At 69.2% G+C, this 23,585-nt stretch carries 20 protein-coding genes; 11 read left to right on the forward strand and 9 right to left on the reverse strand.

Annotated elements, in window-relative coordinates; genetic code table 11:
• Positions 1–18: 18 nt before the first annotated feature.
• From NXI30_20570 to NXI30_20580, 3 genes are all read left to right on the forward strand, one after another.
• The gene (locus NXI30_20570) at positions 19–1,749 is read left to right on the forward strand and encodes an amidohydrolase family protein (protein MCR9096624.1); all 1,731 of its coding nucleotides are present in this window, start codon (positions 19–21) and stop codon (positions 1,747–1,749) included.
• A 58-nt stretch (positions 1,750–1,807) separates the two neighbouring features.
• Positions 1,808–2,587, forward strand: coding sequence for a glucose 1-dehydrogenase (locus NXI30_20575; protein MCR9096625.1), 780 nt, complete (start codon positions 1,808–1,810; stop codon positions 2,585–2,587).
• A gap of 244 nt (positions 2,588–2,831) precedes the next feature.
• Entirely contained in the window at positions 2,832–4,259 is a 1,428-nt protein-coding gene (locus NXI30_20580) for an alpha/beta hydrolase (protein MCR9096626.1), read from the forward strand.
• Between the two features lie 136 nt (positions 4,260–4,395).
• Here the strand turns inward: NXI30_20580 and NXI30_20585 are convergent, their stop codons facing one another.
• Both NXI30_20585 and NXI30_20590 read right to left on the reverse strand, forming a co-directional pair.
• Positions 4,396–4,926, reverse strand: a complete 531-nt coding sequence (locus NXI30_20585; GenBank protein ID MCR9096627.1) for a hypothetical protein — start codon at positions 4,924–4,926, stop codon at positions 4,396–4,398.
• Between the two features lie 90 nt (positions 4,927–5,016).
• Positions 5,017–5,385, reverse strand: a complete 369-nt coding sequence (locus tag NXI30_20590) for a hypothetical protein (GenBank protein ID MCR9096628.1) — start codon at positions 5,383–5,385, stop codon at positions 5,017–5,019.
• 192 nt (positions 5,386–5,577) lie between these two features.
• Between NXI30_20590 and NXI30_20595 the strand changes: the two genes are divergently transcribed.
• Complete coding sequence (locus NXI30_20595) at positions 5,578–7,971, forward strand: CoA transferase (GenBank protein MCR9096629.1); 2,394 nt, start codon at positions 5,578–5,580, stop codon at positions 7,969–7,971.
• A gap of 37 nt (positions 7,972–8,008) precedes the next feature.
• Here NXI30_20595 and NXI30_20600 read toward each other — a convergent pair whose 3' ends face one another.
• Positions 8,009–8,485: a nuclear transport factor 2 family protein gene (locus NXI30_20600; protein MCR9096630.1), complete on the reverse strand. Its 477-nt coding sequence runs from the start codon at positions 8,483–8,485 to the stop codon at positions 8,009–8,011.
• A 159-nt stretch (positions 8,486–8,644) separates the two neighbouring features.
• On the opposite strand from NXI30_20600, the gene NXI30_20605 reads away from it, so the two are divergent.
• Complete coding sequence (locus NXI30_20605; protein ID MCR9096631.1) at positions 8,645–9,124, forward strand: nuclear transport factor 2 family protein; 480 nt, start codon at positions 8,645–8,647, stop codon at positions 9,122–9,124.
• A 182-nt stretch (positions 9,125–9,306) separates the two neighbouring features.
• Complete coding sequence (locus NXI30_20610; GenBank protein ID MCR9096632.1) at positions 9,307–10,392, forward strand: acyltransferase; 1,086 nt, start codon at positions 9,307–9,309, stop codon at positions 10,390–10,392.
• Between the two features lie 41 nt (positions 10,393–10,433).
• Here NXI30_20610 and NXI30_20615 read toward each other — a convergent pair whose 3' ends face one another.
• The gene (locus tag NXI30_20615; protein MCR9096633.1) at positions 10,434–12,443 is read right to left on the reverse strand and encodes a PEP-CTERM sorting domain-containing protein; all 2,010 of its coding nucleotides are present in this window, start codon (positions 12,441–12,443) and stop codon (positions 10,434–10,436) included.
• Positions 12,444–12,857: 414 nt separating this feature from the next.
• Between NXI30_20615 and NXI30_20620 the strand changes: the two genes are divergently transcribed.
• The 3 genes from NXI30_20620 (at position 12,858) to NXI30_20630 (ending at position 17,050) form a co-directional block, all read left to right on the forward strand.
• Complete coding sequence (locus tag NXI30_20620; protein MCR9096634.1) at positions 12,858–14,681, forward strand: gamma-glutamyltransferase; 1,824 nt, start codon at positions 12,858–12,860, stop codon at positions 14,679–14,681.
• 113 nt (positions 14,682–14,794) lie between these two features.
• The gene (locus NXI30_20625; GenBank protein MCR9096635.1) at positions 14,795–15,913 is read left to right on the forward strand and encodes a PEP-CTERM sorting domain-containing protein; all 1,119 of its coding nucleotides are present in this window, start codon (positions 14,795–14,797) and stop codon (positions 15,911–15,913) included.
• Positions 15,914–16,342: 429 nt separating this feature from the next.
• Complete coding sequence (locus NXI30_20630) at positions 16,343–17,050, forward strand: DUF3313 domain-containing protein (GenBank protein ID MCR9096636.1); 708 nt, start codon at positions 16,343–16,345, stop codon at positions 17,048–17,050.
• 98 nt (positions 17,051–17,148) lie between these two features.
• Here NXI30_20630 and NXI30_20635 read toward each other — a convergent pair whose 3' ends face one another.
• Positions 17,149–17,559, reverse strand: coding sequence for a hypothetical protein (locus tag NXI30_20635; GenBank protein MCR9096637.1), 411 nt, complete (start codon positions 17,557–17,559; stop codon positions 17,149–17,151).
• Between the two features lie 283 nt (positions 17,560–17,842).
• Here NXI30_20635 and NXI30_20640 point away from each other — a divergent pair, with 283 nt between their 5' ends.
• Entirely contained in the window at positions 17,843–18,646 is an 804-nt protein-coding gene (locus tag NXI30_20640) for a class I SAM-dependent methyltransferase (GenBank protein MCR9096638.1), read from the forward strand.
• A 45-nt stretch (positions 18,647–18,691) separates the two neighbouring features.
• Here the strand turns inward: NXI30_20640 and NXI30_20645 are convergent, their stop codons facing one another.
• The 4 genes from NXI30_20645 to NXI30_20660 all read right to left on the reverse strand — a co-directional run bounded on the left by NXI30_20645 (position 18,692) and on the right by NXI30_20660 (position 22,759).
• Positions 18,692–19,597 (reverse strand): hypothetical protein, encoded by a 906-nt coding sequence (locus tag NXI30_20645; protein ID MCR9096639.1) that lies wholly within the window; start codon positions 19,595–19,597, stop codon positions 18,692–18,694.
• A 90-nt stretch (positions 19,598–19,687) separates the two neighbouring features.
• A complete protein-coding gene (locus tag NXI30_20650; protein MCR9096640.1) occupies positions 19,688–20,815 on the reverse strand; it encodes a mitochondrial fission ELM1 family protein in 1,128 nt (375 codons plus the stop codon).
• Positions 20,816–20,820: 5 nt separating this feature from the next.
• Positions 20,821–21,771 (reverse strand): sulfotransferase domain-containing protein, encoded by a 951-nt coding sequence (locus NXI30_20655; GenBank protein ID MCR9096641.1) that lies wholly within the window; start codon positions 21,769–21,771, stop codon positions 20,821–20,823.
• A gap of 34 nt (positions 21,772–21,805) precedes the next feature.
• The gene (locus NXI30_20660) at positions 21,806–22,759 is read right to left on the reverse strand and encodes a sulfotransferase domain-containing protein (GenBank protein MCR9096642.1); all 954 of its coding nucleotides are present in this window, start codon (positions 22,757–22,759) and stop codon (positions 21,806–21,808) included.
• Positions 22,760–22,923: 164 nt separating this feature from the next.
• Here NXI30_20660 and NXI30_20665 point away from each other — a divergent pair, with 164 nt between their 5' ends.
• Complete coding sequence (locus tag NXI30_20665) at positions 22,924–23,562, forward strand: 2OG-Fe(II) oxygenase (protein MCR9096643.1); 639 nt, start codon at positions 22,924–22,926, stop codon at positions 23,560–23,562.
• The last annotated feature ends 23 nt before the right edge of the window (positions 23,563–23,585 follow it).

Raw genomic sequence — 23,585 nt, forward strand, 5'->3', positions numbered from 1 at the left:
AGAAAGACGAGACGAGACATGGCAGAGAACCAGGAACTCCTCATTCGCGGCGGCAGGATCGTCGACGGCAGCGGCGCCCCCGCCTACGAAGCCGACCTCCGGATCCGGGGTGCTTCGATCGCCGAGATCGGCCCGAACCTCGCGCCGGCGCCCGGTGAGCGCGTCGTCGACGCCGCCGGCTGCATCGTTTCCCCGGGCTTCATCGAGAGCCACACCCACCTCGACGGCGTCATGTGGTGGCAGTCCGATCTCGCGCCGCTTCCCGGCAACGGCGTGACGAGCGTGATCGGTGGGAACTGCGGCTTCGCGCTCGCGCCGGCCCACGACGACCCGAAGGTCCGCGACGAGGTGATCAAGATCTTCTCGTTCTTCGAGGATTTTCCCGAAGGCCCCTTCAAGAGCCATCTGCCCTGGGACTGGCGGACGTGGTCCGAGTACCGACGGTCGATGGAGGAGAACGTGAAGACGCCGATCCACTTCGGCGCCTTCGTGGGCCATATCGCCTTGCGGCTGGCCGCGATGGGCCTCGACGCCTGGGAGCGCCCCGCGAAGCCCGACGAGATCACCCGGATGGCCGAGCTGCTCGAGGACGCGCTCGCTGCGGGCGCGATGGGACTCTCCACGAACCTGATGGATCACGACGGACAGGATCGTCCCGTGCCCTCGCTCCACGCCGACGACGCCGAATTCGAAGCGCTCCTCGCCGTACTCGCGCGCCATCCCGGCGTGACCCTCCAGGTCGTCGTGGACAGCCTGATGCGGATGACGGCGCAGCAATCGACGGAGCGGCTCGCGCGGCTTTCTGACCGGCTCCCGATCCGGATGCAGTGGGCCGGCGTGCCGACGCTGCAGTGGCAGCGGGACTTCGGCCTCCAGGCGCCGCTCGCGGAGCTGCACGAGCGCTTCGGTGCCGAGGGTCGCGACATCTGGACCGGCTACATGCACGTCCCGATCACGACGGTCGCGTCGATTGAGCACTCGCTCCTCTTCGCGCAGTCGAACGACTACGTGTGGCACGAAGTCGTGACCGCAGAGAGCGAAGAGGCGAAGCTCGCGCTGCTGAAGGATCCCGAGTGGCGGGCCCGCGCGCGACACTCCTGGGACAAAGAGGCGAACCCGATCTCGCCCTTCCCGAAGCCGCAGGGGACGGTCCTCGACAACTCGGCGAATGACGTCGGACCGATCGGTGTGACCCTCGGCGAGTTCGCGGAAGAGCTCGGGGTCCACTGCTCCGACGCCCTCGCCGAGTGGTTCGTGCGGAACGGGGTGGCCTCGACGGTCACCATGCCGCCCTGGGAGAAAGACGAGGAGATGGTGGTTCGGTTGATGCGCGATCCGCGCTCGGTCGGGAACATCAGCGACGCCGGGGCCCACGGTCAGATGTTCTGCGGGATCGGCTACAACCTCATGCTCTTCGACCACTACGTGCGCAACGGACTGATCACCGTCGAGGAAGCGGTCCACGTCCAGACCGGGAAGCTCGCTGATCATTTCGGGCTCGCGGATCGCGGGAAGCTCGCCCCCGGCAAGCGCGCCGACGTGACCGTCTTCTCCCTCGACGAGGTCGAGATGCGTCCCCAGGAGAAGACCTACGACGTGCCCGACGGCAAGGGCGGGACGACCTGGCGTTGGACCCGGGCGCCCGGCCCCGTCCGACTGACCGTCGCGAACGGCGAGGTGACCTTCGACCACGGCCGATTCACCGACGCCCGTCCGGGCGAGGTCCTGCAGCCCGAAGCGGTCGCGTGAGCACGGCTTCGGCTCGCTAGCGCGGCGACGCGAGACGATCCCGAGAGGAGAGCCCGGCATGGGACGATTGGATGGCAAGGTGGCCCTGGTGAGCGGCGGCGCGCGCGGGCTGGGTCTCGCGATGGTCGAGGAGTTCCACGAGGAGGGAGCGCAGGTCGTGATCGGCGATCTGCTGATCGAGGAGGCCCGCGCGGCGGCCGACGAGCTCGGGTCGGGATGCGAGGTCGTGACCCTCGACGTCACGAGCGAGGAGAGCTGGGCGGCGGCCATGCAGGCCACGGTGGCGGCGTTCGGGGGCCTCGACGTGCTCGTGAACAACGCCGGCACGGCGGAGGGATCCGCCTTCGCAGACACCACCCTCGAGAGCTATCGGCGCGTCACCGAGGTGAACCAGACGGGCGTCTTCCTGGGCATGCGCGCGGCGGTCGAACCGATGACGGCCCGGGGCGGCGGCTCGATCGTGAACATCTCCTCGATCGACGGCCTGGTCGGTGCGACCGGCATCATCTCCTACATCGCGAGCAAGTGGGCCGTCCGCGGCATGACCAAGGCGGTCGCGATGGAGCTCGCGCCCCTCGGCATTCGTGTGAACTCGATTCATCCGGGGCACGTGCATACGCTGCTTGCTTCCGAGCCCGGCCAGGATCGTGCGCCGATCGAGGCGATGATCGAAGAGCACACGCGTCGCTATGCGGCGATGCGACGGACCGGGACGCCGCGTGAGATCGCGAAGCTCGCGGCCTTCCTCGCCTCGGACGACAGCTCCTACAGCACCGGCTCCGAGTTCGTCGCCGACGGCGGATTCACCGCGGGCTACCCGTCTCCGGGATCGTCCTAGCTCGCCTGAGGGCCTCGCGGCGGCGAAGTGCGGCCCGATACCCGCGTCCATCCACCGCCCCTCGTCGGGCGCGCGCGTGCGGGCGATCGCGCGCGGTCGCATTCGGCCTCGAACCGTCCCCGGCGTCCCGGAACGCGCTTCCCGGTTGCGGGAAACGGTACTCGCGTCCCCCATTTCCTGCTGGACTCCGCGACGCGAATCGGGTCATGATGCCTCGATCCAGCTTCCGAGGAGACCGACCCGCATGCGATCGATTTTGACGATGACCCTTCTGCTCTGCCTGAGCTGGGCGACGACCGCGTCTGCCTGGTTCGAGCAGGAAGTCGAAGTCCCCCAGGACACGCGCGAATTCTTCGTCGACGAGACGAAGCTTCCCTTCGACCCGGTTCCCTTCCTGCCCGCGCAGCAGTACTGGGGCATCGACGAGGGGGCGGGCTATCGGATCGAGGTGCCGGAGGCCTGGAACGGCGATCTCGTCGTCTATACCCACGGCTTCCGCGGCGAGTCGCCGGAGCTGACCGTCGACAACCCGCCGCTCCGCGAGTACCTCCTCGCCAACGGCTACGCCTGGCTCGCGTCGAGCTATTCGAGGAACTACTACGACGTGCGTGCCGGCGTCGAGAGCACGAACAGCCTGGTCCGGTTCTTCAAGGCGAACATCGCCGAGCCGAATCGGATCTACATGACGGGCTTCTCGATGGGCGGGCACGTGATCGGGGCCGCGATCGAGCAGTTCCCGAACTTCGCCTGTCCAGACGGCCGACGCGGTCGCTTCTGCCGCCGGATCGTCGACCTGCTCGGGAAATTCTCGGGTGGCGTCAAGTACGACGGTGCGAACCCGCTCTGCGGCGTGATGGGCGACGAAGCCCTCTTCGACTACTTCGGCGACTTCGCCTACGCCGCCGAGACGCTCGCCGGCGCGCCGTCGGAGTTTCCGCCGCCCCCCGACTACTTCGACCGGATCTTCCTGCCGACGATCTCGGCGCTCTACCTGAACCCGCTGGAACTCCTCGGTCCCAACGGCGCCGCGGCGATCCCGAACGCACAGGGGGAGAAGCTCCGCACGTTCACGACGCAGATCTCGGGTGGTCCTCGGCCGCTCGGGGACGCGGCCTTCCCGTTCTTCCAGCAGCTGCTCTTCAGCTTCGCCGGCGCGGACGGCACCCTCGACGGGATCGTGTCGGGCAACATCTTCGACAACACCGATCGCGCCTATCAGCTCGATGCGGACCCGGCGGTCTCCGCCGAGGAGCAGGCCTTCAACGATGCGATCCTGCGAGTCGCGCGAGACCCGGGTGTCAATCCGCCTCAGTTCCTGCGCGTGAGCCGCGTGCCGATCATCACGGGCCGGGTCGACATCCCGGTCGTCTCCGTGCACACGACGGGCGATCTCTTCGTGCCCTTCAAGATGCAGCAGATCTACGCCGAGGAAGCCGCGTCTCGCGGTCGCTCGCACAATCTGGTCAGCCGCGCGACGCGCGCGATCGGCCACTGCGAGTTCTCGCCGGAGGAGCTGATCGAGAGCTTCGACGACATGGTGAGCTGGGTGGAAGACGGCGTGCGTCCGGCCGGGGACGACATCCTCGATCCGGCCACGGTCGCGGACCCGCTCTTCGGCTGCGGCTTCTCTCGCGGCACGACGGCCTCGCGCCCCTTCGCGCCCTGTCCCTGATCGGGCCTCGCCCCGATCCGCTCGCCTGAGCGAGTCCGGGTCCCACGACGCCCCGCCCGCTGCTCCCACCCGGGAGTGCGGCGCGGGGCGTTCTCGTGGGGACCGGCCGTGAGCGCATCGGCCCGCTGCGGCGCGTCTATTCCGATGCAGGGGCCCGCGAGACAGCGGCCTCGGCGCGACCCACGCGCGCTTCGGCGGCGGCGAGGGCCTCCTCCGCCTCGACGACCTTCGCGAAGCGCGCTTCGTAGCGCTCGATGATCGGGTTCAGCTGATCCATGCCTTCGAAGGCGTAGCGCGCCGGGTCCTCGCCGCGTTCCTCGATGTTCTCGACGAACTGCTCGACCGCTTCGACCTCGCGCTCGAGTTCGTCGAGCTGGCGTTCGGCCTCGCGGAGGGTCTCGCGCGCACCGGCCAGCTGGCTTCGAGCGGCTTCGAGCTCCGCCTCCGGGTCGAGGGCGATGGCGGCTTCGGCCGCCGAGTCGTCTGCGGACCTCGTTTCGCGAGTCGCGCCGAGGCCGCGGGTCCCAGCGCCGTCTTCTGTCGCCGCACCGGGCCGCGGCGCCGCGTCGCCCGCGGGCGCTTCGGGCGCGGACGGTCGCAGGAGCGCGACCGCAACGCCGAGGGCGAGGATTCCGAACAATCCGAGGATGACGCCACGCGCGTTCACGACCGACCGATGACCTCCGCGGCCAGAACCTAGCGTGGTCTCCGGGGCACAGAGCCGACGATTCTTCTTCGGCTGCGCCCGGAAGGGCCGCTACCGCTCCTGGACCGACTGCAGGTCGTTGGCGACGCGCCAGATGAGACCGACGGCCTCGCCGTCGCTGCCGTCCTCGCCCGCGAGGTTCCTGCCCCAGACGGGCATGTCGCTGGTTCCCTGGGCCCGCGGCATCGTCGTCCCCGGCACGTAGGCGACGAATCGGGTCCCCAATGGGTGCCCGTACTTCGAGCGGAGCCGGGTCAGCGCCGGGGGCGGCGGCGTCAGCGCGTTCGCGACCGGCCCCTGCCCATCGGCCTCCGCGCCGTGACAGGCACTGCAATCGCGGAGGTACGGCCCGTGTCCGCGGAGTGCGTTCGCCTCCGCGATCGAGGCCACGCGCATCAGGACCGCGACCCGAGTCGCCATCCGCGGGGATCGACGGCCCGACCGAACCGCTGCGTGCCGGGCTGGAAGCGACGCGGCTCGCACTGAGCGTCGAGCAGCTGCTGCCCGCGGGCGCGTCGCCGTCGGTGAGGGCCGGTTCATCGTCGCGGCCCGCAGGCCGTCTTTCCCGGTACGCTCTGGACCGGGCCCCGAGCGGGCCCGGGGAGGGCGCCCATGAGGACTGGTTCGGGGATCGCGTCGGAGCTTCGAGTCGTCGAGATCGGGTCGAGTCTGTCGGTCGCGTTGGCGGGCATGACGCTGGCCGACGCGGGCGCGGAAGTGATCTCGATCGAGAAGCCGGGCGGCAGCCTGCTTCGGCACGAGCCCGGCTTCGCGATGTGGGGCCGGGGCAAGCGCAGCTGCGAGCTCGATCTCGCCGTGCCGGCCGGGCACGACCGGATGCTCGAGCTCGTCCGATCGGCCGACGTCGTGTTGCTCGGAATGAAGCCGGCGAGCCTGGATCGCCTGCAGCTGGGCTACGAGCACCTCGCGGACGGCGCCGACCATCTCGTCCATGCAACGCTTACGGGCTTCGGGCCGAGCGGGCCCTACCGTGACGTGCCGGTCTACGATGCGGTCATGCAGGCCCGGGGCGGAAGGATGTACGACTTCTCGCCCATGCACGGCGGAACGCGTCCCGCGTTCGCGGCGGCGATGGTGCCGACCTACGGCGCGGCGATGGCGCTCCTGACCGGTGTGTTCGGGGCGCTGCGCGAACGGCTGCGGAACGGCGGGCGCGGTCAGCGAATCGAGACGAGCATGGCCCGGGCCCTCACGGTCTACGACCTGACGGGATGGATGCCCGGTGGCCCGCCGCCGCTTCGCACGGAGGACGTGCCCTTCCTGCCCTACAGCGTCGCGCGCACCCGCGACGGGGTCTGGATCCAGTTCGCGCAGAACGGTCCCGCGCTCTTCGCGGACTTCCTGCGCGTCCTCGGGCTCGAGGACGAGATCGCCTACCTGGACGCGATGTCGCCCACGGCGGATCCCGCGCTCAAGCGGCACCACCGCGATCTCGTGCAGGCGAAGATCCGGGAGAAGACCTGGCAGGAGTGGCAGGCGATCTTCGCCGACGAGCGGAACCTCTCCGCGGAGCCTTTCCACGCGCCGGGTGAAGCGCTCTCCCACGCGCAGTTCGAGGCGATCGGAGACGTCGCCCTGGTCGCCGACGCGGAAGGGCGACCGACGCGGCAGCTCGGTCCCCTCTTCGACGTGCCTTCCCGCCCGCTCGCGCCGGCGGGGTCCGCACCCGGCGCAGCGGAGGCGACGGTGGCCTTCTCGGGACCGCCGGCGGCGGACGTTCCCGAAGCGAAGCCGACCGGGGACGACGTCGGAGCAGGTCTGCTCGCGGGCGTGACCGTGCTCGAGCTCGGCATGTGGATCGCCCTGCCTTTTGCGGCGACCCAGCTCGCCGAGCTCGGCGCGCGCGTGATCAAGCTCGAGCCGCTCGAAGGCGATCCGATGCGCACGACGGGACCGGTCGCGTTCAAGATCGTGCAGGGCAAGGAGAGTCTGGCCCTCGATCTCAAGCGACCCGAGGCGACCGAGATCGTGCATCGCCTGGCCGAGCGTGCTGACGCGGTCCTCCACAGCTACCGACCCGGCGTCCCGGAACGACTCGGTATCGACTTCGCGACGCTCTCCGAGAGGAATCCGAGCCTCGTCTATCTGTACAACGGCTCCTACGGCTCGCGCGGACCGAAGAGTCCGGCCCCGGCCTTTCACGTCACGGGTGGAGCCGTCGCGGGTGGCGCCTGGGCGCAGGCGGGTGCGGGCTGCCCACCGCCGCCCGATGCGGTGCTCTCGGACGAAGAACGCGCGCAGGTGTCGCGACGGCTCGAGCTCGCGAACGAAGCGAACCCGGACTTCAACTCGGCGGTCACGGCGGCCGCCGCGACGGCGATGGGCCTCTATCACCTCGAAAGAACGGGGGAGGCCATCGAGCTCGAGACGCGCATGATGCTCTCGAACGCCATGATGATGTCGCCGGACTTCGTGGCGTTCGCGGGGCGGCCTCCGTCGCGAGAGGTGGACGCGGAGCTCGACGGCTACGGGCCGCTCTACCGTCTCTATCCCGCCGCGACGGGCTGGGTATTCGTCGCGGCGCCACAGCAGCGGGACTTCGAGCGGTTGTGTGCGGCGCTCGGGCTCGAGACGGCCGCGACGGACGATCGTTTCGCGAACGCCGAAGCGCGTGAGCGAAACGCCGACGCGCTCGTGGAGGCGCTCGGCGCGGCGATCGCGAAGCGCGACGCCGACGCGCTCGAGGCGGAGCTCTCGGCGCGAGGCGTCGCCTGCATGCGGGCGGACGCGGGCACGTACCGGACCTGGCTCTTCGAGCAGGATTGGGCCCTCGAGCAGGGCGTCGTCGTCGACGTCGCCGAATCGATGGCGGGCGGATATCGACGCTACGGCGCGCCGCTCACGAACGATCACCCGGCCGAGCTGCGCGGCGCCCGACCGGCCGGCGCCGAGACGCGTTCGCTCCTCGCCGAGCTCGGCTATTCGCCGGTCGAGATCGAGGGACTGCTCGCGGAGAGGGTCGTGGCCGTGGCCGAGGAGGGCTGACCGCCACGAACCGCTGGGACTCGGCGAAGGCCCGAACTCAGGCCCGGGTCCAGCGACTCTCGAACAGGTCGCCCGGCTCGAAGGGCCGCAGGTCGACGTAGATCCGCTCGTAGCCGGTCTTCTGGATCAACCATTCGCCGTCGCGCTTCACGTACTCATCGGCATAGAAGGCCGTGCCGGTCAGGATCGATCGAGCCGGCATCTCGGGTAGCGCTGGGCCGTTGTTGATGACGCGATCCTCGAGATACCAGGTGCCGGTCGCGGCAGTCTCGCTGGTCAGTCGGATTTCGGGGTGGTGGACCTGATGCATCGTGACCAGCTCGTTCTCCATCGCGTCGCGGAGCCAGGCGACGATCGCGTCTCGTCCCTCATAGGCGTTCTTCCCACCGTCGTACGCGGAGACGGCGTCCGGGGCGAAGGTGCTGGCGAGCAGATCCCAGAGCTTGCAGTCGACGGCGCGCAGATAGCGGTACTTGAGCTGGCGGATCGCTTCGATCTCTTCGAGGGGATTCATCGGAGTCTCCTGCATGGGGAACGGGTGGGGAAGAGGGCTCCGATGATGTTGGCAAGCTCTGGGCGGATCGCCAGGATCGATCGATGACCGACATCGCCAGGCCTGGCGGGTGGTACGCTCGGGTGGGTCGATCCGCGATCGGGAAGAGAAGGGGGCGTCATGACTGTCGATGAACGCGAGCTCAAGGAAACCGTGGCTTGCATCGCGATCCAGAGGCTGCTGGCTGCCTACGCCGATGCAGTCAACCGCAGGGCCTGGGGCGAGTTCACGGATCTCTTCCAGGACGATGCGGTGATCGAGATTACGCCGTCGAAGAGCCAGGCCCTCGTCGTCGAGGGGCCCCGCGCGCTCGGCGACTTCATCGGTGAGGCGATCGAGGGCTTCGAGTTCTTCCAGCTCGTCTTCCTGAACTCCCACTTCGAGATCCAGGCGTCGGAGGGGACGGCGACGGGCCGGAACTTCATGGTGGAGATGCGCCAGGACCGGGCATCGGGTCGATGGACCCGCGTCTTCGGCGTCTATCACGATCGCTACCGCCGGGTCGACACCCGCTGGCGCTTCGAGCATCGCGCCTTCCATGCGCTGGCGGCCACCGCCGGACGCGACAACCACGTCTTCGACTTCCCCTCGGTCGGCTGATCGCGCGCGAGGGGCGCGCGCCGGCAACCCGAGCGTCCCCTGGGCCCCGTGCTCGCCCGAATGGTGCCCGGGTGGGATCCGTCCCGAATCGGATCGAGGTCGCTCGGCGGCAGGCAGGAGCGTGCTTCAGGCACCCACGCCCCCGGCCGATACGAAGGTCGAAGAGGGCGAGGGCGACGAGGGTGAGCGGCGAACGGAAGCGGATCGAGGGGCTGGATGGGTTGCGTGCGATCGCGCTGCTCTCGGTCGTCTTCTTCCACCTCGAGACCAAGCCCTGGATTCCCGGCGGCTTCGTCGGCGTCGACCTCTTCTTCGTGCTCTCCGGATTCCTGATCACGGGACTGCTGCTCGACGAGCTCGACCGCCGCCAGACGATCGACCTCACGGCCTTCTATCTCCGCCGGGCGCGAAGACTGCTTCCCGCCTTCGCTGCGATGCTCCTGGGCGTGTTGAGCGTGAGCCTTCTCGTGCTCGACCCCGACGCCCGCGCGTACCCGACGCTCGAGGAACTCAATGCCTCGGTCCTCCTCGCGGTGCTCTACGGATTCAACTGGTTGGTCGCCTTCGATCTGCCCTACATGCGCGCGATCGCGCACGTCTGGTCGCTGTCGATCGAGGAGCAGTTCTATCTCGTCTGGCCGGTCGCCCTGATCTTTCTCACGCGCCACGCCGGATCGGAAGCCGCGATCCGTCGCGTCGTCGTGCTCGGGATCCTCCTCTCCCTCTCGATTCCGTTCTGGGACACGGACTGGGGCTGGAATCGCCTCTACTACGGGAGCGACTACCGCGCGAGCGGGCTGCTCCTGGGGTGCCTCGTCGCGCTCGCTCGCCGGGATCCCGAACTGCGGCAATCCCTCACCGAGCCCTCCGTGCTCGGCCCGGTCGCCGCGGCGTCCTGCGCGTTCCTCGTGTTCGTCGCCGCGACCACCGCTCCCGATCAGCCCTATCTCTACCTCGGCGGATTCCTCTGCATCGGGCTCGCCAGCGCCGCGATCCTTCTCTTCGTCGTCGAGGCAGCCCCCGGGCACCCCGTCGTCCGATTCCTGCAGCATCGGACGCTCGTCTGGATCGGTCGTCGATCCTACGCGGGATATCTCTTCCACATGCCGCTGGTGATCTGGACGCGGCGACTCGACGTTCCACTCTTCGACCAGATGGTTCTCGTCCTCGGTCTGACCTTCTTGCTGGTCGAGGCCTCCTGGCGCTGGATCGAGCGGCCGATGCTGGAAGGACGCGCGGGGACCGCTCCGCAGGCCGGCGAGCGGTAGTGCCCGTCGCGATCGAACTGGGCCCGGGCGCTCCAGGCGTCTCAGCGGACGGGGAGATGCCCGATGCGGGGCCGCCGGCGCGATGCAGCCAGGCCGGCGAGACCGATTCCCAGCAGCAGCGCGGTTCCGGGCTCGGGGACGACGCGGACCCGGAACGACTCGACGACGCGCTCGCCGACGGACACGGTGTCGATCTCGAAGCGGGTCCGTGAGGGGTCGATCCCGACGACGTCGATCCGGTCGAAGCCACCCGAGAGACCGCCGGGCGCCTCCGCGGTGATCAAGGGGTAGACGCCCAGCCCCGTTTTCGGACCGAAGACCACCTCGAGAACGCCGTCGAGGACCGACGTTCCGGTCCGGATCACGGCGGAACGCTCCGCGTCGGGCTCGTGGTCGAGCACGATCGAGAGCTCGGATCCGGTGCCCAGCTCCATCTCGCCGGAGACGTCGACGCGAGCTCCGGCGAGGCGAAGTGCACCGCGCGCCGAGCCGTCGTCGGACTCGGCGACCCCGATTCGCGCGCGCTGCGTGGAAAGGGATCCGCCGTTCAGCGCGACCGCTCCGTCGGCGTGGCCGTCCGCGAGCGCGACGCCGATCTCGGTTGAGGCGAAGCCTTCGATGGAACCGGAGAAGTCGAGCCGTCCCTTTGCGCTCCCCCGATCGTCCACCTTGCCGATGGTGAGCAGGCTCGTCTCGGAGGAGGTGCCGCGAATCGACCCGCCGGCGAGATCGAGGATCCCCGTCGCGTGGCCTGCGTCCTCGCGGGCCGACCGATAGAGGCCGGCGACGAGCACGTCGACCGTCAGTTCAGTGTCGCCCTCCACGGTCAGCCTGGTGTCGTAGTCGCCGGCCCCTCGACCAACGCCGGCCGACACGTAGCCGGTGTCGTAGAGGTCGTCGGTGAAGGGCGCGCTGCGCAGATCGCCTCCGACGCGGACCGCGGCGTGGACCCGATCCGCGGGATCGAAGTGGGATTCCGAGCGGTAACGGGTGGTGCCGAGGTAGAGGGCCAGGGTCTCGAGGTCGCCCCCGATCTCGACCGTGCCGGTCACCTCTCTCGGCGCGGAGACCGGCGTGTCGTTCCGGACGTCGAAGGCGGGAACGAGCTGCCCGACGACCATCACGGTCTGCGCGCCGACGACGTTTCCCGCGACCTCGAACGTCCCTGTCGCGGGGCGGCCGGTCCCCGATCCGACGGTGATGTAGTCGAGGATGGCGTCTCCTCCGACTTCGAGCGTTCCGTCGACGGCGACGACCGGAGCCGACGAGACGCCGACCGCGACGTCGCGCAGGACGGGACCCGACGGCTGGGGGATGCCGAGGGTGACCTCGAGATCGCCTCCGACGGAGAGGCGCCCGACGTTGCGGAAGTCGGGATCGAGAACGAATGAACGCTCGCTGAAGGACGTCCCCACCGCGACGCCGGAGAAACCGCGCACCGATCCGCCGACCTCGATCGCGCCCTCCGAATAGCCCGCTGGCGGGTCCGATTGGCCGATGGAGCCTCGTCCGACCGTGAGCCCGCTCCCGCGGTCGGCGTCCCGACCCGCACTGCCCGTGAGGTTGCCTCCGACACGCAGCGTGTCCGGTCCAGCCGGGTGGGTCGCCCCCTCGAGGCCGAAGTGAGGCGTTCCCACGACCACGGATCGACCGATGTCGAGGTTCCCGCCGAAGGCGGCCGCCGCCGGGCCGATCGCCGGAGGCGATCCCTGGAGTACGAGGCGCTCGAAGCGCCATGCCGTGTCGTCTGCGGCGAGACTTCCTGGCCCGAGGAAGACGTGGTGCCAGGACGAGGGAACGTCGCCCTCCAGGAACGGGGAGTCGGCGCGGAGCGCGACGGTCGCGCCGTTCTCGACGATCACGACGTCGTCGGCGCTTGGTGCGGCGCCGCCGTCCCAGATCGAAGGATCGAACCAGTCCCCTCCGTCTTCGGCCGAGAGCGTCGTCAGGCCGACCTGCGCCTGGGCAGACCCGCCCGCGCCGCCCGCGACGACCATCAGAAGCGTCAGGACGGGGAGCGCGAAACGCCGTCGCTTCACTCGAGGATCCATGGAGCGTCGAGACCTCCTGGCAGACGACCGCCTCGAAGCGAGCCGTGACCCGCCCGCGCGACGCTGCACCCGGACGTGGTCCTCCGCAGGGCGATGTGGCAGATCGATGCGTCCGTCGGCGTCCGGGGGCGGGGCCCGATCCCGAACCGTCGATCGTTCTCGGATTCGATCGACGCGACGCAGGTCGCGCCGCGATCGGTCGGGGCGAAAGTGACTCACTCTGCTCGACTTCGATCGCGCGCCTCCCGAACCGGCTCGCCAGCGCGCTTCGCCGTTCCGGCTCCGGGCTGCTCCGACGAGCGAGGGCCGGGCGTCCAGGCCTAGAGTCCGCCGCGGCAGGGCGCGTGGGCGATCGGTGCGGCCGGGAGGGACGGGATGGGTTCGAGGCGATCGATTCGGAGGGAGCGGAGCTCGGTGTACGCGGTCGGAGCCGGGTGGCTGCTGATCGCCGTGGCGCTCGGTTGCGGCGGTCGCGAGCTCATCGCGTTCGACGACCCGACACGGACGCCGCGACGGACCCTGGAAGCGAGCGAGTACGCCGTCGTCGCCGGGACGCCCTGGGCCGCCGAGGCCATGGACGACGTGCTGGCGCGGGGCGGGAACGCCTTCGACGCCGCGGTCGCCGGTCTCCTCGTGCTGAACGTGACCTTCGGTGAGGCCGCGAGCTTCCCCAGCATCGCGCCGCTCCTCGTGTGGGACGCCACCGCGGGGGAGGCGAGCAGCTACGTCGGCGTCGGCACGGCACCCGCCGCCGCCACGATCGAAGCGTTCCGAGCGCGTGGCCACGAGGTCGTCCCGGCGCGCGACGTGATCGCCCAGCTCGTACCCGCCTCGCCCGACGTGATCGTGGAGCTGCTGCAGCGCCACGGCACCCGCCCCTTCGGCGAGCTGGCCGCGCCCGCGATCGAGATCGCCGAGGCGGGGTTCGCCATCCATGCGACCACGGCGAGGAACCTCGATCTCAGCTGGATCGAGCGGCTCGGAATGCGATTGCTGCTCCCCTACAACGCGAAGGTCTTCACCCAGGGCGAGTGGTGGAAACCGATCCGCGCCGGCGAACGCCTGCGTCGGGTCGATCTGTCCAAGACGCTCGCTGCGCTCGCGCGTACCGAGGCCGGCTGCCTGGAGGAGGGAGGCGAAAGGGAGGTCTGCCTCGAAGCCGTCCGCGAGCGGTTCTATGAAGGGGACATTGCCGAGGCGATCGTCGCGCTCCACGAAGCGCACGACGGGTTCATGACGGCCGAGGATCTGGCGGGTTATGCGGGCAAGTGGGAAGCTCCGCTGCGGGCCCGCTTCGGTGGGTACGAGCTGCTGTCGAACGGGACCTGGACCCAGGGCATCGCACTGTTGATGGCGGCGCAGATCCTCGATGGCGTCGCGGTCGACGGGCTCGAACACAACAGCGCGCGCTACGTCCATACCCTCGTCCAGGCGCTCGAGCTCGCGATGGCGGATCGTGAGGCGTACGCCGGCGATCCCGACTTCGTCGACGTGCCCCTCGGCGTCCTGCTCTCCGAAGCCTTCGCCGCGAAGCGGCGTGCCGAGATGGGGTCGCGTGCATTCGGCGCGCTCCCCCCGCCGGGTGACGTCCCGGGGGATGCCGCCTGGCGTCCGGCTTCCCCGACGCGTCACGCCTTCTCCGCACCGCCGAGATTCGGTCGCGACACGACCTATCTGGCGGTCGTGGACGGCGAGGGGAACAGCGTGTCGATGACCCCGAGCGACTTTCCGGTTTCGCCGATGGTGCCCGACACGGGGCTCGTCCTCGGCATCCGCATGACCCAGTTCCGGCTCGATCCAGAGAGCCCGACGGCCCTCGCGCCGGGGAAACGGCCGCGTGTCACGCCCCACGCCGCGATGCTGCTGCGGGACGGCCGGCACGTCATGAGCTTCGGCACGCCGGGCGCCGAGATGCAGACCCAGGCGAACCTGCAGGTCCTGCTCAATCATCTCGTGTTCGAGATGGGGATCCAGGAGGCGATCGACCAGCCGCGTTTCCGGTCGCTCACCTGGCCGGACTCGTTCTCGCCCCACGATTCCGAGCCCGGCATGATCGAGCTCGAGGCGACGCTCTACGATGCGATCGCCGACGACCTCGAGGCGCTCGGCTACCGCGTTCGTCGCTGGGACGACTGGGATCCGCACTTCAGCGCGGTCGGCGCGATCCGGCGGCGGGACGACGGCACGCTCGCGGTCGGTGCGGATCCGCGCGAGGCGACCACGGCGAAGGGCAGATAGGCGCGAAAGTCGCCTGACCGTGGAACCTCGCCTCGGTTCCATGGCCCATTTCGATCGTCCCGAGACGATCGAGGCCGCCCCTCCGCGAGGGGAGCGAGCCAGAAGGAGCGAGCATGAAATTTCGGAGCATGTCGAGAGGAGCCGGTCGAGTGGTGGGGGCGGCCATCGCTCTCGGCGGACTGGGCGCGGGCGCGGCGGGGGCGGGCGAGCTGCCGTATCGACTGACGACGATCGACCACGACTACGACGCCGACGGCGTGATGGACGCCCAGACGGTGATCCAGTACGACGCCGCCGGCGATCCGACCGGCGCGACCTACACGTACACGGGCGACGGTACGCCCGACCGATTCGTGACCGAGGACGACGAGGCCGCCAGCGAGATCAGCACCTTCGACTTCGACGCGGCGGGCCTGACGACCTCGACGACCCTCGATCGCGTGAACATGGACGCCTCGACCGAATCGATCGCCGTGGTCCAGACCTACGTGGGCGGGGCTGCGACCCGAAGCGACTCGACCTTCGACTTCGATGGCGTGGTGAGCGCGACGTACTCGACTTTCGCCTACGCCGGACCCGACCTCGACACCGTCGAGACGCGGGATGCGGGGACGGACGCGCTGCAGACCACGCTGACCCTCGTCTACGGCGGCGACTCGCTGCCCGACGTGGCGACCCTCGTTTCGCCGGGCAGCATGGGCTTCCCCGGCCTCGAGGTCGAGACGACCTACAACTGGCGCCCCGACGGCCAGCCCGACGATGTCACCTCCACCTGGTCCCAGGTCTTCCCGGGCGGGCCCGTCTTCTTCGGCGGCGGCACGGGCGACTACCAGTACGACGCAGAGGGGCGCCGCGTGGTCGAGGTCTTCACGGTCGACACCAGCCAGGGCGCCTTCGTCGCCGAGTTCTTCGGCTTCGAGTACCGCAAGACGCTCCACTACGACGAGCTCGATCTGCTCGCCCTCGAAGAGATCGACATCGACGACGACGGCTCTCTCGACGCGACCCGCACCGCGACCTGGGAAGCCGGCGACTGCACCCCCGTCTTCGTCTGGGCCCCCAACGGACGGCCGGAGTTCGTCGCCGTGCCCGGCACGCCCTATGTGCCGGGTACGGGCTGGCAGTCCGTGCGGAACTGTCCCGAGCCCGCGACCGGGGTGTCGCTCATGGCGGGCATCGGCGCGCTCGCATGGCACTCGCGGAGGCGCCGCGCGCGCGCAGCGAGGGCGTAGCCCGTCGTCGAACGCGTAGGGAGCGTCGAAGATCTTCTCGTCGCGGTTCGCGGAGCCGTCGACCTTCACGACGGCGTCGCCCTTGCGGAGATTCCCGCCGTTCACCCCGCAGTCCTCGGCGACGGTCCGATTTCGCTTGCGCCTCGAGCAAGAACGGAACGAGGGCCTCGCGAAGGGATGATGAGCCGGCAGGCTGTAGCGCACTGACACCTCGGGGAGGCGGATCGCCCCTGCCCGCGTGCCGTCTCCACGGGCTGTCGCGAGCCTCGCGGACCCGGGGCGATCCCAGGGCGGGGCGAGGGAGCCTTGTGGGCACGATTCGGCGCAAGGGCTATCTTTGCTGACGGACGTTCAGATACATGCCTCGCCGACCCCGGAGCGTGGCCCTTCGCTCCACTGCGGGCTTCTGCCAGGCGGAGGGACGAATCCATGTCGAAGCGAACGCCGACCGTTCTCCTTCTTCTCCTTCTCGGCCTATCGATGGCGACGGCCTGCGCCACGGGCGAACCGGGCGGCGCCCCGAGCCAGGAGAGTCCGCCGCCCGTTTCCTCGCCCCCGCCCGCGGAGCGCATCGGCGACCTCGTGAAGGTCGACATCGAGGCGGACGGCGAGCTCTTCATCCGCGAGGACCATCGGATCGGCGGCTTCGATGCCGTCTACTTCCCGCTCGCGACGATCGAGTACGCGTCGGGTTCGCCGACTCTGAACGAGCGGACCGAGAACGAGTTCCTCGGACTGCTCGAGCAGTCCCTCGTCGACAACGCCGAGAGCGGGGGGATCGAGGTCGCCGACCGGGCAGGTCGGTGTGTGATCCGCCTTCAGATCGCCATCGAGGACCTCGAGATCGCGCGTCGGCGTCGCACGGGCGGCACGGGCGACTGGGCATCGCTGACTTTCGCCATGGAGCTCAGCGATTCGAGAACGGGCGAGCCGCTCGCGCGCTATGCGAAGCCAGAGCGGATCATGTCGCCCGGCACGGGTGAGAACCGCACGGAGCTGATCCTCGCCAACTACGCCGCCATTCTCGAGAACATCGATCTGCCTGCCATCGTGACGGGTGTGACGGCCGAGCCGTCGCCTCCCCGCGACGACTGCGAAGGCGCACTCGCGGGCCTCCGGCCGGACGCCCGACCGTAGCGGCGCGACCTTCGGGGTCTACCTTCCACGGCTTCCGACGCCGCCGCCGCCGCCACCGGCGGACGGGCGCGGGTTCGTTCGCCTCGAATGCGCGGGCGCTACTTCCAGCCGATGGATTCGTAGCCTCGCTCCGCGAGACAACGGTCGACGTAGTTGACGAAGACCGGATCGGGCTCGGAGGAGCCGATCATCCACGAGAAGAATCCGATGATCGATCCCGAGACGAGCCCGATCAGCGCGCCGATTCCCGCGCCGCCCCGGATCGCGCCCGTCGCCGCTCCCGTCGCGGTCCCTACGGCCGCCCCCGCGCCGGTCCTCTTGGCGGCTTCTGCGGCCTGATTCGTATCGAGGTCGGCGTTCTCGGCGAGCGCGATGCAGTCATCGACGTCCTCCTGGGCGACGACCTCTCCGACCTGTTCGTAGTACGCGTTCGGGTAGAGCACGGGGCGCTTCGCGCAGCCGACCACGATCCACATCGGAACGAGAAGAAGGACGAGAACCCGACGCATGTGAAACCCTCCGTGCGACGCACTGCGAAGCCGACCGAAACGATACCTTCCTGAACGGGATGAACGCGATCGCCTTCCGTTTCGTCACCGAGCACGGGTGCGTCGCGGGGCGGACGGCCGTTCCGGCGCAGAAGAACCGCGGGCGGGGCGCTTCGGGGCGGCCCGTCGCGGAGCGCCCGCTGGCAGCGAACTCCGAGGCGCGCTTTCATTGCCCGCCGGGCGGCGGGCCCCTGTCGGTCGGGATCGGCCGGCCTCGCCTAGCGTCCGATCGCAGAGGCCGACGATGGAAGTCCACACCGGCAACCCCTACGTGCGAAAGCTGAAGCGCCTCTTCCGGCGCAAGGTCAAGCTGATGCCGCGGGAAGAGGCCGAGAAGTGGCGCCGCGAGCTGGATGATCTGTACCGCCGCGACTACGGCCTGAGCGCGCATCCTCTGCAGAGCGATCCGGCGGTGGTGCCACCCGTCGACGTGATCGATCAGGTCCAGGGCCCGAGCAAGGCGGATCCGACGACGTTCTTCGGAACCGGGGCACGAGAGACGTGCGTCTATCTGAGCGAGCTCGGCGAGATCGGTGTGAAGATGACCGATGTCGAGCGGATGCTCGACTTCGGCTTCGGCACGGGCCGGATCCTGCTTCACTTCCTGCCCTTCGACGTCGAACGTCACGGGTGCGACGTGAACCAGGCGTCCTTCGACTGGACGACCCGGACACTCGGCGAACTCGCGGACCTCCGCATGTCGAAGCTCGAGCCCCCCCTCGACTATCCCGACGGATCCTTCGACCTGATCATCGCGACCTCGGTCTTCACGCATACGCCCTTTGCGCTGCAGCCGCTCTGGATCGAGGAGTTCGCACGCATCCTGCGACCGGGTGGCACGTCGATCGTCACCGTCCACGACCCGGACAAGATGCCGGCCTCCGGACGCGAGCGGGGTTGGCTCGAGACGGGCAATCGCAAGGGCATCCACATGCGGACGTTCCTGACCGAGGACAAGCTCGCCGAGCTATGGGGCACTTCGCTCGAGTTCGTCGGCCTGCGGCGCTATCCGGGTACCCAGGCCCACGTCATCGCCCGCAAGCCCTGAGCCGCCCGCCCGGCTTCGCGAATCGGACGCGAGCGACCGAACGGCTCATGCTGCGGCGAGGCGAGGGGCACGCTCAAGCACTTCGAAGGCGTCGTGGCGGACATGGTCTCGCGCCATTTCGTCGCGCACGAAATCCTCGCTGATCTCGCCCTTCTCGAGGCACTCGCGCAGCAGGCCGAAGAAGAAGGCCTCCTGACGGGGATCCGGGTGGGGCTTGTAGCGCCCGAGCAGGCCGTAGTCGCCGAAGATCCGTCGACGGGTCCGGCGTAGGACCCCCACGAGCGGAAACGCTCTCGTCCGATCTCCCGGTACGAAGTCGACGGGAAGGCCCGTCTTCCAGGGCTGGGTCCACCGCTTCGTGTTGTGCAGCAGCTTCGTCTCGCTTCCCAGGTGGTCGAAGTCGTTCCAGGCGGGCTCGAGCGGTCCGAGGGTCGCAGGATCTTCCAGACGGAGGCCGATCCAGTCGGTGTAGTCGACCTCGCGCGTGAACATCGCGTCGAACGTCGCTCCGGTCCTCCAATGCTCGAGTCGCGCGCAGTCGAGGAGCATGACGCTGCTCGCCTTGATGCCCGAACGTCCCTTCGAGCCCGTCTTGTGTCGAACGACGACCGCGCGTTGGTCCATGTCCCGGCGAAGGAGCTCGGCGGCGTCGCCGACGGCGAAGACGTCCGGATCGATCACGACGGCCCGCCCGCGGTAGCCCATCAGCTCGGGGGGCATGAAGCGCAGGGGCGTGAACGACTGCAGGTCGTCCATCCGCCAGATTCGCGTTCGACCATCTCGCAGGTAGGGCTCGCCCTCGCGCGCGGCCAGGAAGGCGTGGTCCTCGGTCGAGATGAGGCGCACGTCGAACGCATCGGGCGTCGGGCTGTTGCGCCGCAGCGAGTAGCGCGAGACCCGCGCGCCGAGCATCTGGCGCGGATTCGTCTGTATGAAGACCGTTCCCAGCAACGATTCGAGCTCCCGATGAGCGAAGAACTTGCGCTCGGATCGACTGCGGCGCAACCGGACCCGCGAGCGCTCGATCGAGGAGGCGGTCGTTCAGTCCGTCGCGTCCCCGTCCTCCCAGGTCCACCCCGGGAAGAGCGACTTCACCCGTTTCGCGACCCGCTCGCGCTCGTCGGGAAGCGGAGAGGGGGGGGCGCCGAGCGGATCGCCCGCCCAGACCGCGAAGCCCTCCTTCACGAGCCATTCGTGGAGAACCCGGAAGTCGCGACTCGCCCAGACCAGTCTCGCGCGAAAGACCGACCGCGCCAGCGCGCAGCGGAATCCTTCGAGGAGACCGGGCCCTCGCGGCGCGAAGAGCTTCGAGAGCAGACGGCGCCGCATCAGCTCGAGTCGACCGAGACGCCCGCCCGGCAGGCGAAGGATGCCCAGGGGCTTTCCGAGGCTCGCCACCTCGATCGCCATCGACGCGCTGTCCGCGGTGACCACGAAGCCGTCCGCCAGTCCGAGCAGCCCCAGGTAGGGGTTCTCCTCCGGCTTCGCGTCGGGCTGCCAGCGATGCAGGCATGCGCCGTCCGACAGCCCGGTCTCGAGCGCTTCCACGACGGCCGCCGGCGTTCGGCGGCTCGTGGTGACGAAGGGCGTTCCGCCCTCGGCGAGGACCTGCTTCGAGAGCGCGAGGAGCTCGCTCGTCACCGATCCGTCGTAGACGAAGGGGCGCGTGGGGCCACCGATGAGCAGCGCGACCAGCGGGTGCGGCAAGCCCTCGAAGCGCGCCCGCCACTCGTCCGCAGCTGCGGCGACGCGGTCTCGATCGATGCGCATCATCGGGAGATGGATCTTCATCACGTTGGGCAGGGGAGGGAGCAGGATCTCCGCGCCGCCGATGACCAGCGCCATCCGATTCCAGGAGCCGGAGGGCTTGCCGAGCAGCACGATCCTGGTCTTCCCGCCGGAGCGTTCCTGGATCCAGAGCGCGACGTTCGAGGGCCGCCGGCCACCGGTGACGACCAGATCGGGCCAGGGCGGCTCGAGCGCATCGCTGTGCTCCAGGTCCACGTAGTCGAGGGTCGGCTTCACCGGCGGCTTGGCCTCCAGCCACTCCGGCAGCATGCGCAGCGCGCGCGTCTCGCAGGGCCAGGGCAGGCCCGAGCCCAGCGCCTCGATCTGGGCGTTGTCGCCGCCTTTCTCCGACAGCAGGAGCCAGGTTCGCGGCGTCGGCACGCGGCTCAGGCGTCGAGCGCCAGCGGACCGACGGCGCCGCGGGCGCCGTAGCCGAAGACCGGGGAGAGGTGCTTCGCGACGAGCTCGTCGAGCTCGGCCACCTGCTGCGGGTCGAAGTCCTGCACGTAGCCGCCGATCTTCGCGCGACGCACCTTGAAGCTGTTCGGATCCTCACGGTCTCGCAGCGTGAGTCCACCCTGCTTGAAGTGCCCCTGACTCTCGAGACCACGGAGATGGTCGAAAGAGCCGAAGCGGACCGCTTCCTCGATCTCCTCGTCGCTGAACTGCTCTCCCGCCGTCGCCATCACGGCGCGCAGCGTCTCCTCGGGCTTCGTGCGGAGATCCTCGTAACGGGTCACGAGTGCGTTCGGATGGTCGGCGAGCCGTCGCTGCCAGTCGTTCAGGAACCCGATCAGGTGAAGCAGGCCGATCTCGCTGTTCCGAACGAAGTCCCACATGCCGACGGTCTCGCGGTCGACCGGTCGGGTCAGCTCGGCGTTGATCAGCTCCTGCTTGTGCTTCGACTGTCGCTTGGTGAACTGGTGGTACCAGGAAACGGCGATGTCGCAGGGGTGGCGCGCCAGGAAGACGACCGCCTTGCGATTCATCTCGGCATCCCGCGTCGCGGGTTCGAGGAGCGCGCCGACGGCGGCTTCGTAGCTGTAGATGCCGTTGCTCGCCGCCATCCGCGGTACCTCGGGCACCTTGCGGGTGAACTCGTCGGTCTTGTGGATCTGCGAGTCGGGGAAGCCGTGTCGGACCTGGTAGAGCCGCGAGATCATCACCTTGAGCCAGGTGTTCCCGCTCTTGGGGTGGGCGATGATGAGCAGCTGCGCCTTGCGCGCCTTGGCCACCTCGAGCGACGCGAGGCCTCGTACCCGGAGCGACACCCGCGCGGACGCCGGCAGCGGAGCGGTCCCTCCGATGATCGCGGCCTTCTTCAGCCAATCGGGCACCCCGCTCAAACGATCACCCCTTTCTCTCGACGGTTCATCGACCCGCGCATCGCTCGGATTCGGCGTCGGCGCTCGAATCGCCCGGACCGTAGCCGAAGCCGGGCCGCAGCCCCGCCTTCACGCGTGCGTCGAGCTCCGCGATCTGATCGGCATCGAAGTAGTCCCGCCAGCCCCCGACCTTGGCGCGACGCACCTTGTAGGAGTCGCTCCGGCCGCGCTCGCCTGGCAGGAGCCGACTTCCCGCGGCCGACAGCAGCGACTCGTCCTCGAGGCGTCGCATGTTGTCGAACCTCGCGTACTCGACGGCGTCCTGCACCTCGTCCGGTTGGGGATCGGCTCCGAGGAAGCGCAGCGCACGCTCGAGCGTCGCCACGGGCTCCGCGCGAAGATCCTCGTAGCGAACGACCTCGATCGACTCGAGCTCCTCGGCGGCTCGACTCCAGGCGTTGAGGAACGCGATCGCCCGCTCGAGGCCCGCCTCGTGATCCGCCACGAACTCCCAGATCGTGAGCGCACGACCGTCGGCCGGATAGCGGTTCAGCCACTTCTTGTGGGGGCTCATGCGATTCGCCCACTGGAAATACTGGGACACCGCGATGTCGCGGGGATCACGGACCAGCAGGAGCACGGGCCGGTCGCGAAAGTCCTCGGCGAGATCGTCGAAGTGGCCGGTGTAGTCCCGGAGATAGTTGCCGTGCGTGAAGAAGAGGATCGGGATCTCGGCGTCCTGGCGGTTCAGGTTGTCGTACTCGAAAAACGATCCCGCCGGCAGGCCGTGCCGGCGTTCGTAGAAGCGCGACAGCATCAAGCGCAACCACGTGCGGCCGCTCTTGCCGTAGGACACGACGGCCCCGTGGGCCCCCTCGAGGAGCAGGGACTCGCCCCAGCCTCTCAGCCACCTGCCGGCGGCCAGACGCTGGCGGTCGGGTAGGGGAGCGAATCCCCCGACGGTGGCCAGGCGCGAGAGTCCGAAACGAAGGGAGCGCATTGGAGATTCCGACGACGCGAATGCGCGCCCCTGAGAAGAGAATACGCGGTAGAGTATCCCCTGGCTCGCGTTCGCGCTTCCGATGAATGGGCCTCGCCCCCCCCGGAGCGTCCGGTGCCAGAGCGAGCGTTCGTCGCGTCCGTGGCGAAGGGCCGAGGAAGATCGTGAGTGACCTGATCGATATCCCGGCCCTCGAAGGGGCGAAGGCGGAAACGGAGCCCGTTCCCTACCTCGTGGTCCCGAAGTTCCTGCGCCCCGAGGCGCTGGAGGGCATCTCGAACGACTTTCCGCACGTCACCGAGCCGCGCAACCACGCGGTCGGCAAGCTCGAATACGGTCCGGTCTTCGCCGAGCTGCTCGAGCAGCTCGCCGAGGAGGAGTGGATTCGCATTCTCGGTGCGAAGCTCGGCGTCGAGGACCTGCATGAGCTGCCGTCCAACACGACGGTCCGCGGCCTGAGTGAAGCCAGTGACGGCAATATCCACACGGATCACTGGAGCAAGGTCGTGACGGTGCTGATCTACCCGAACACGGAGTGGACGGCGGAAGGCGGCCGCCTCCGGATGCTCAACTCGGCGACCGACCTGGATGACTACGCGACCGAAGTCGTCCCGGCCGACGGCACCCTGCTCGCCTTCCGGCGATCGCCCCGATCGTTTCACGGCCACGCCCGCTACGTCGGTCCGAGGAAGCTGATCCAGATCAGCTGGCTGCGCCGAAGCCCGCTGGCGCGCGCCTCGCAGGGCATCGCGCGCTTCGGTACGCATCTGTCGAAGCGCCTGGGCCTGCATCCGGACAGCTAGTCCGCCCCACGGCGGATCGCGCC

The sequence above is a fragment of the bacterium genome, from assembly GCA_024742285.1.
In the GTDB taxonomy this organism is placed as follows: domain Bacteria; phylum Myxococcota_A; class UBA9160; order UBA9160; family UBA4427; genus UBA4427.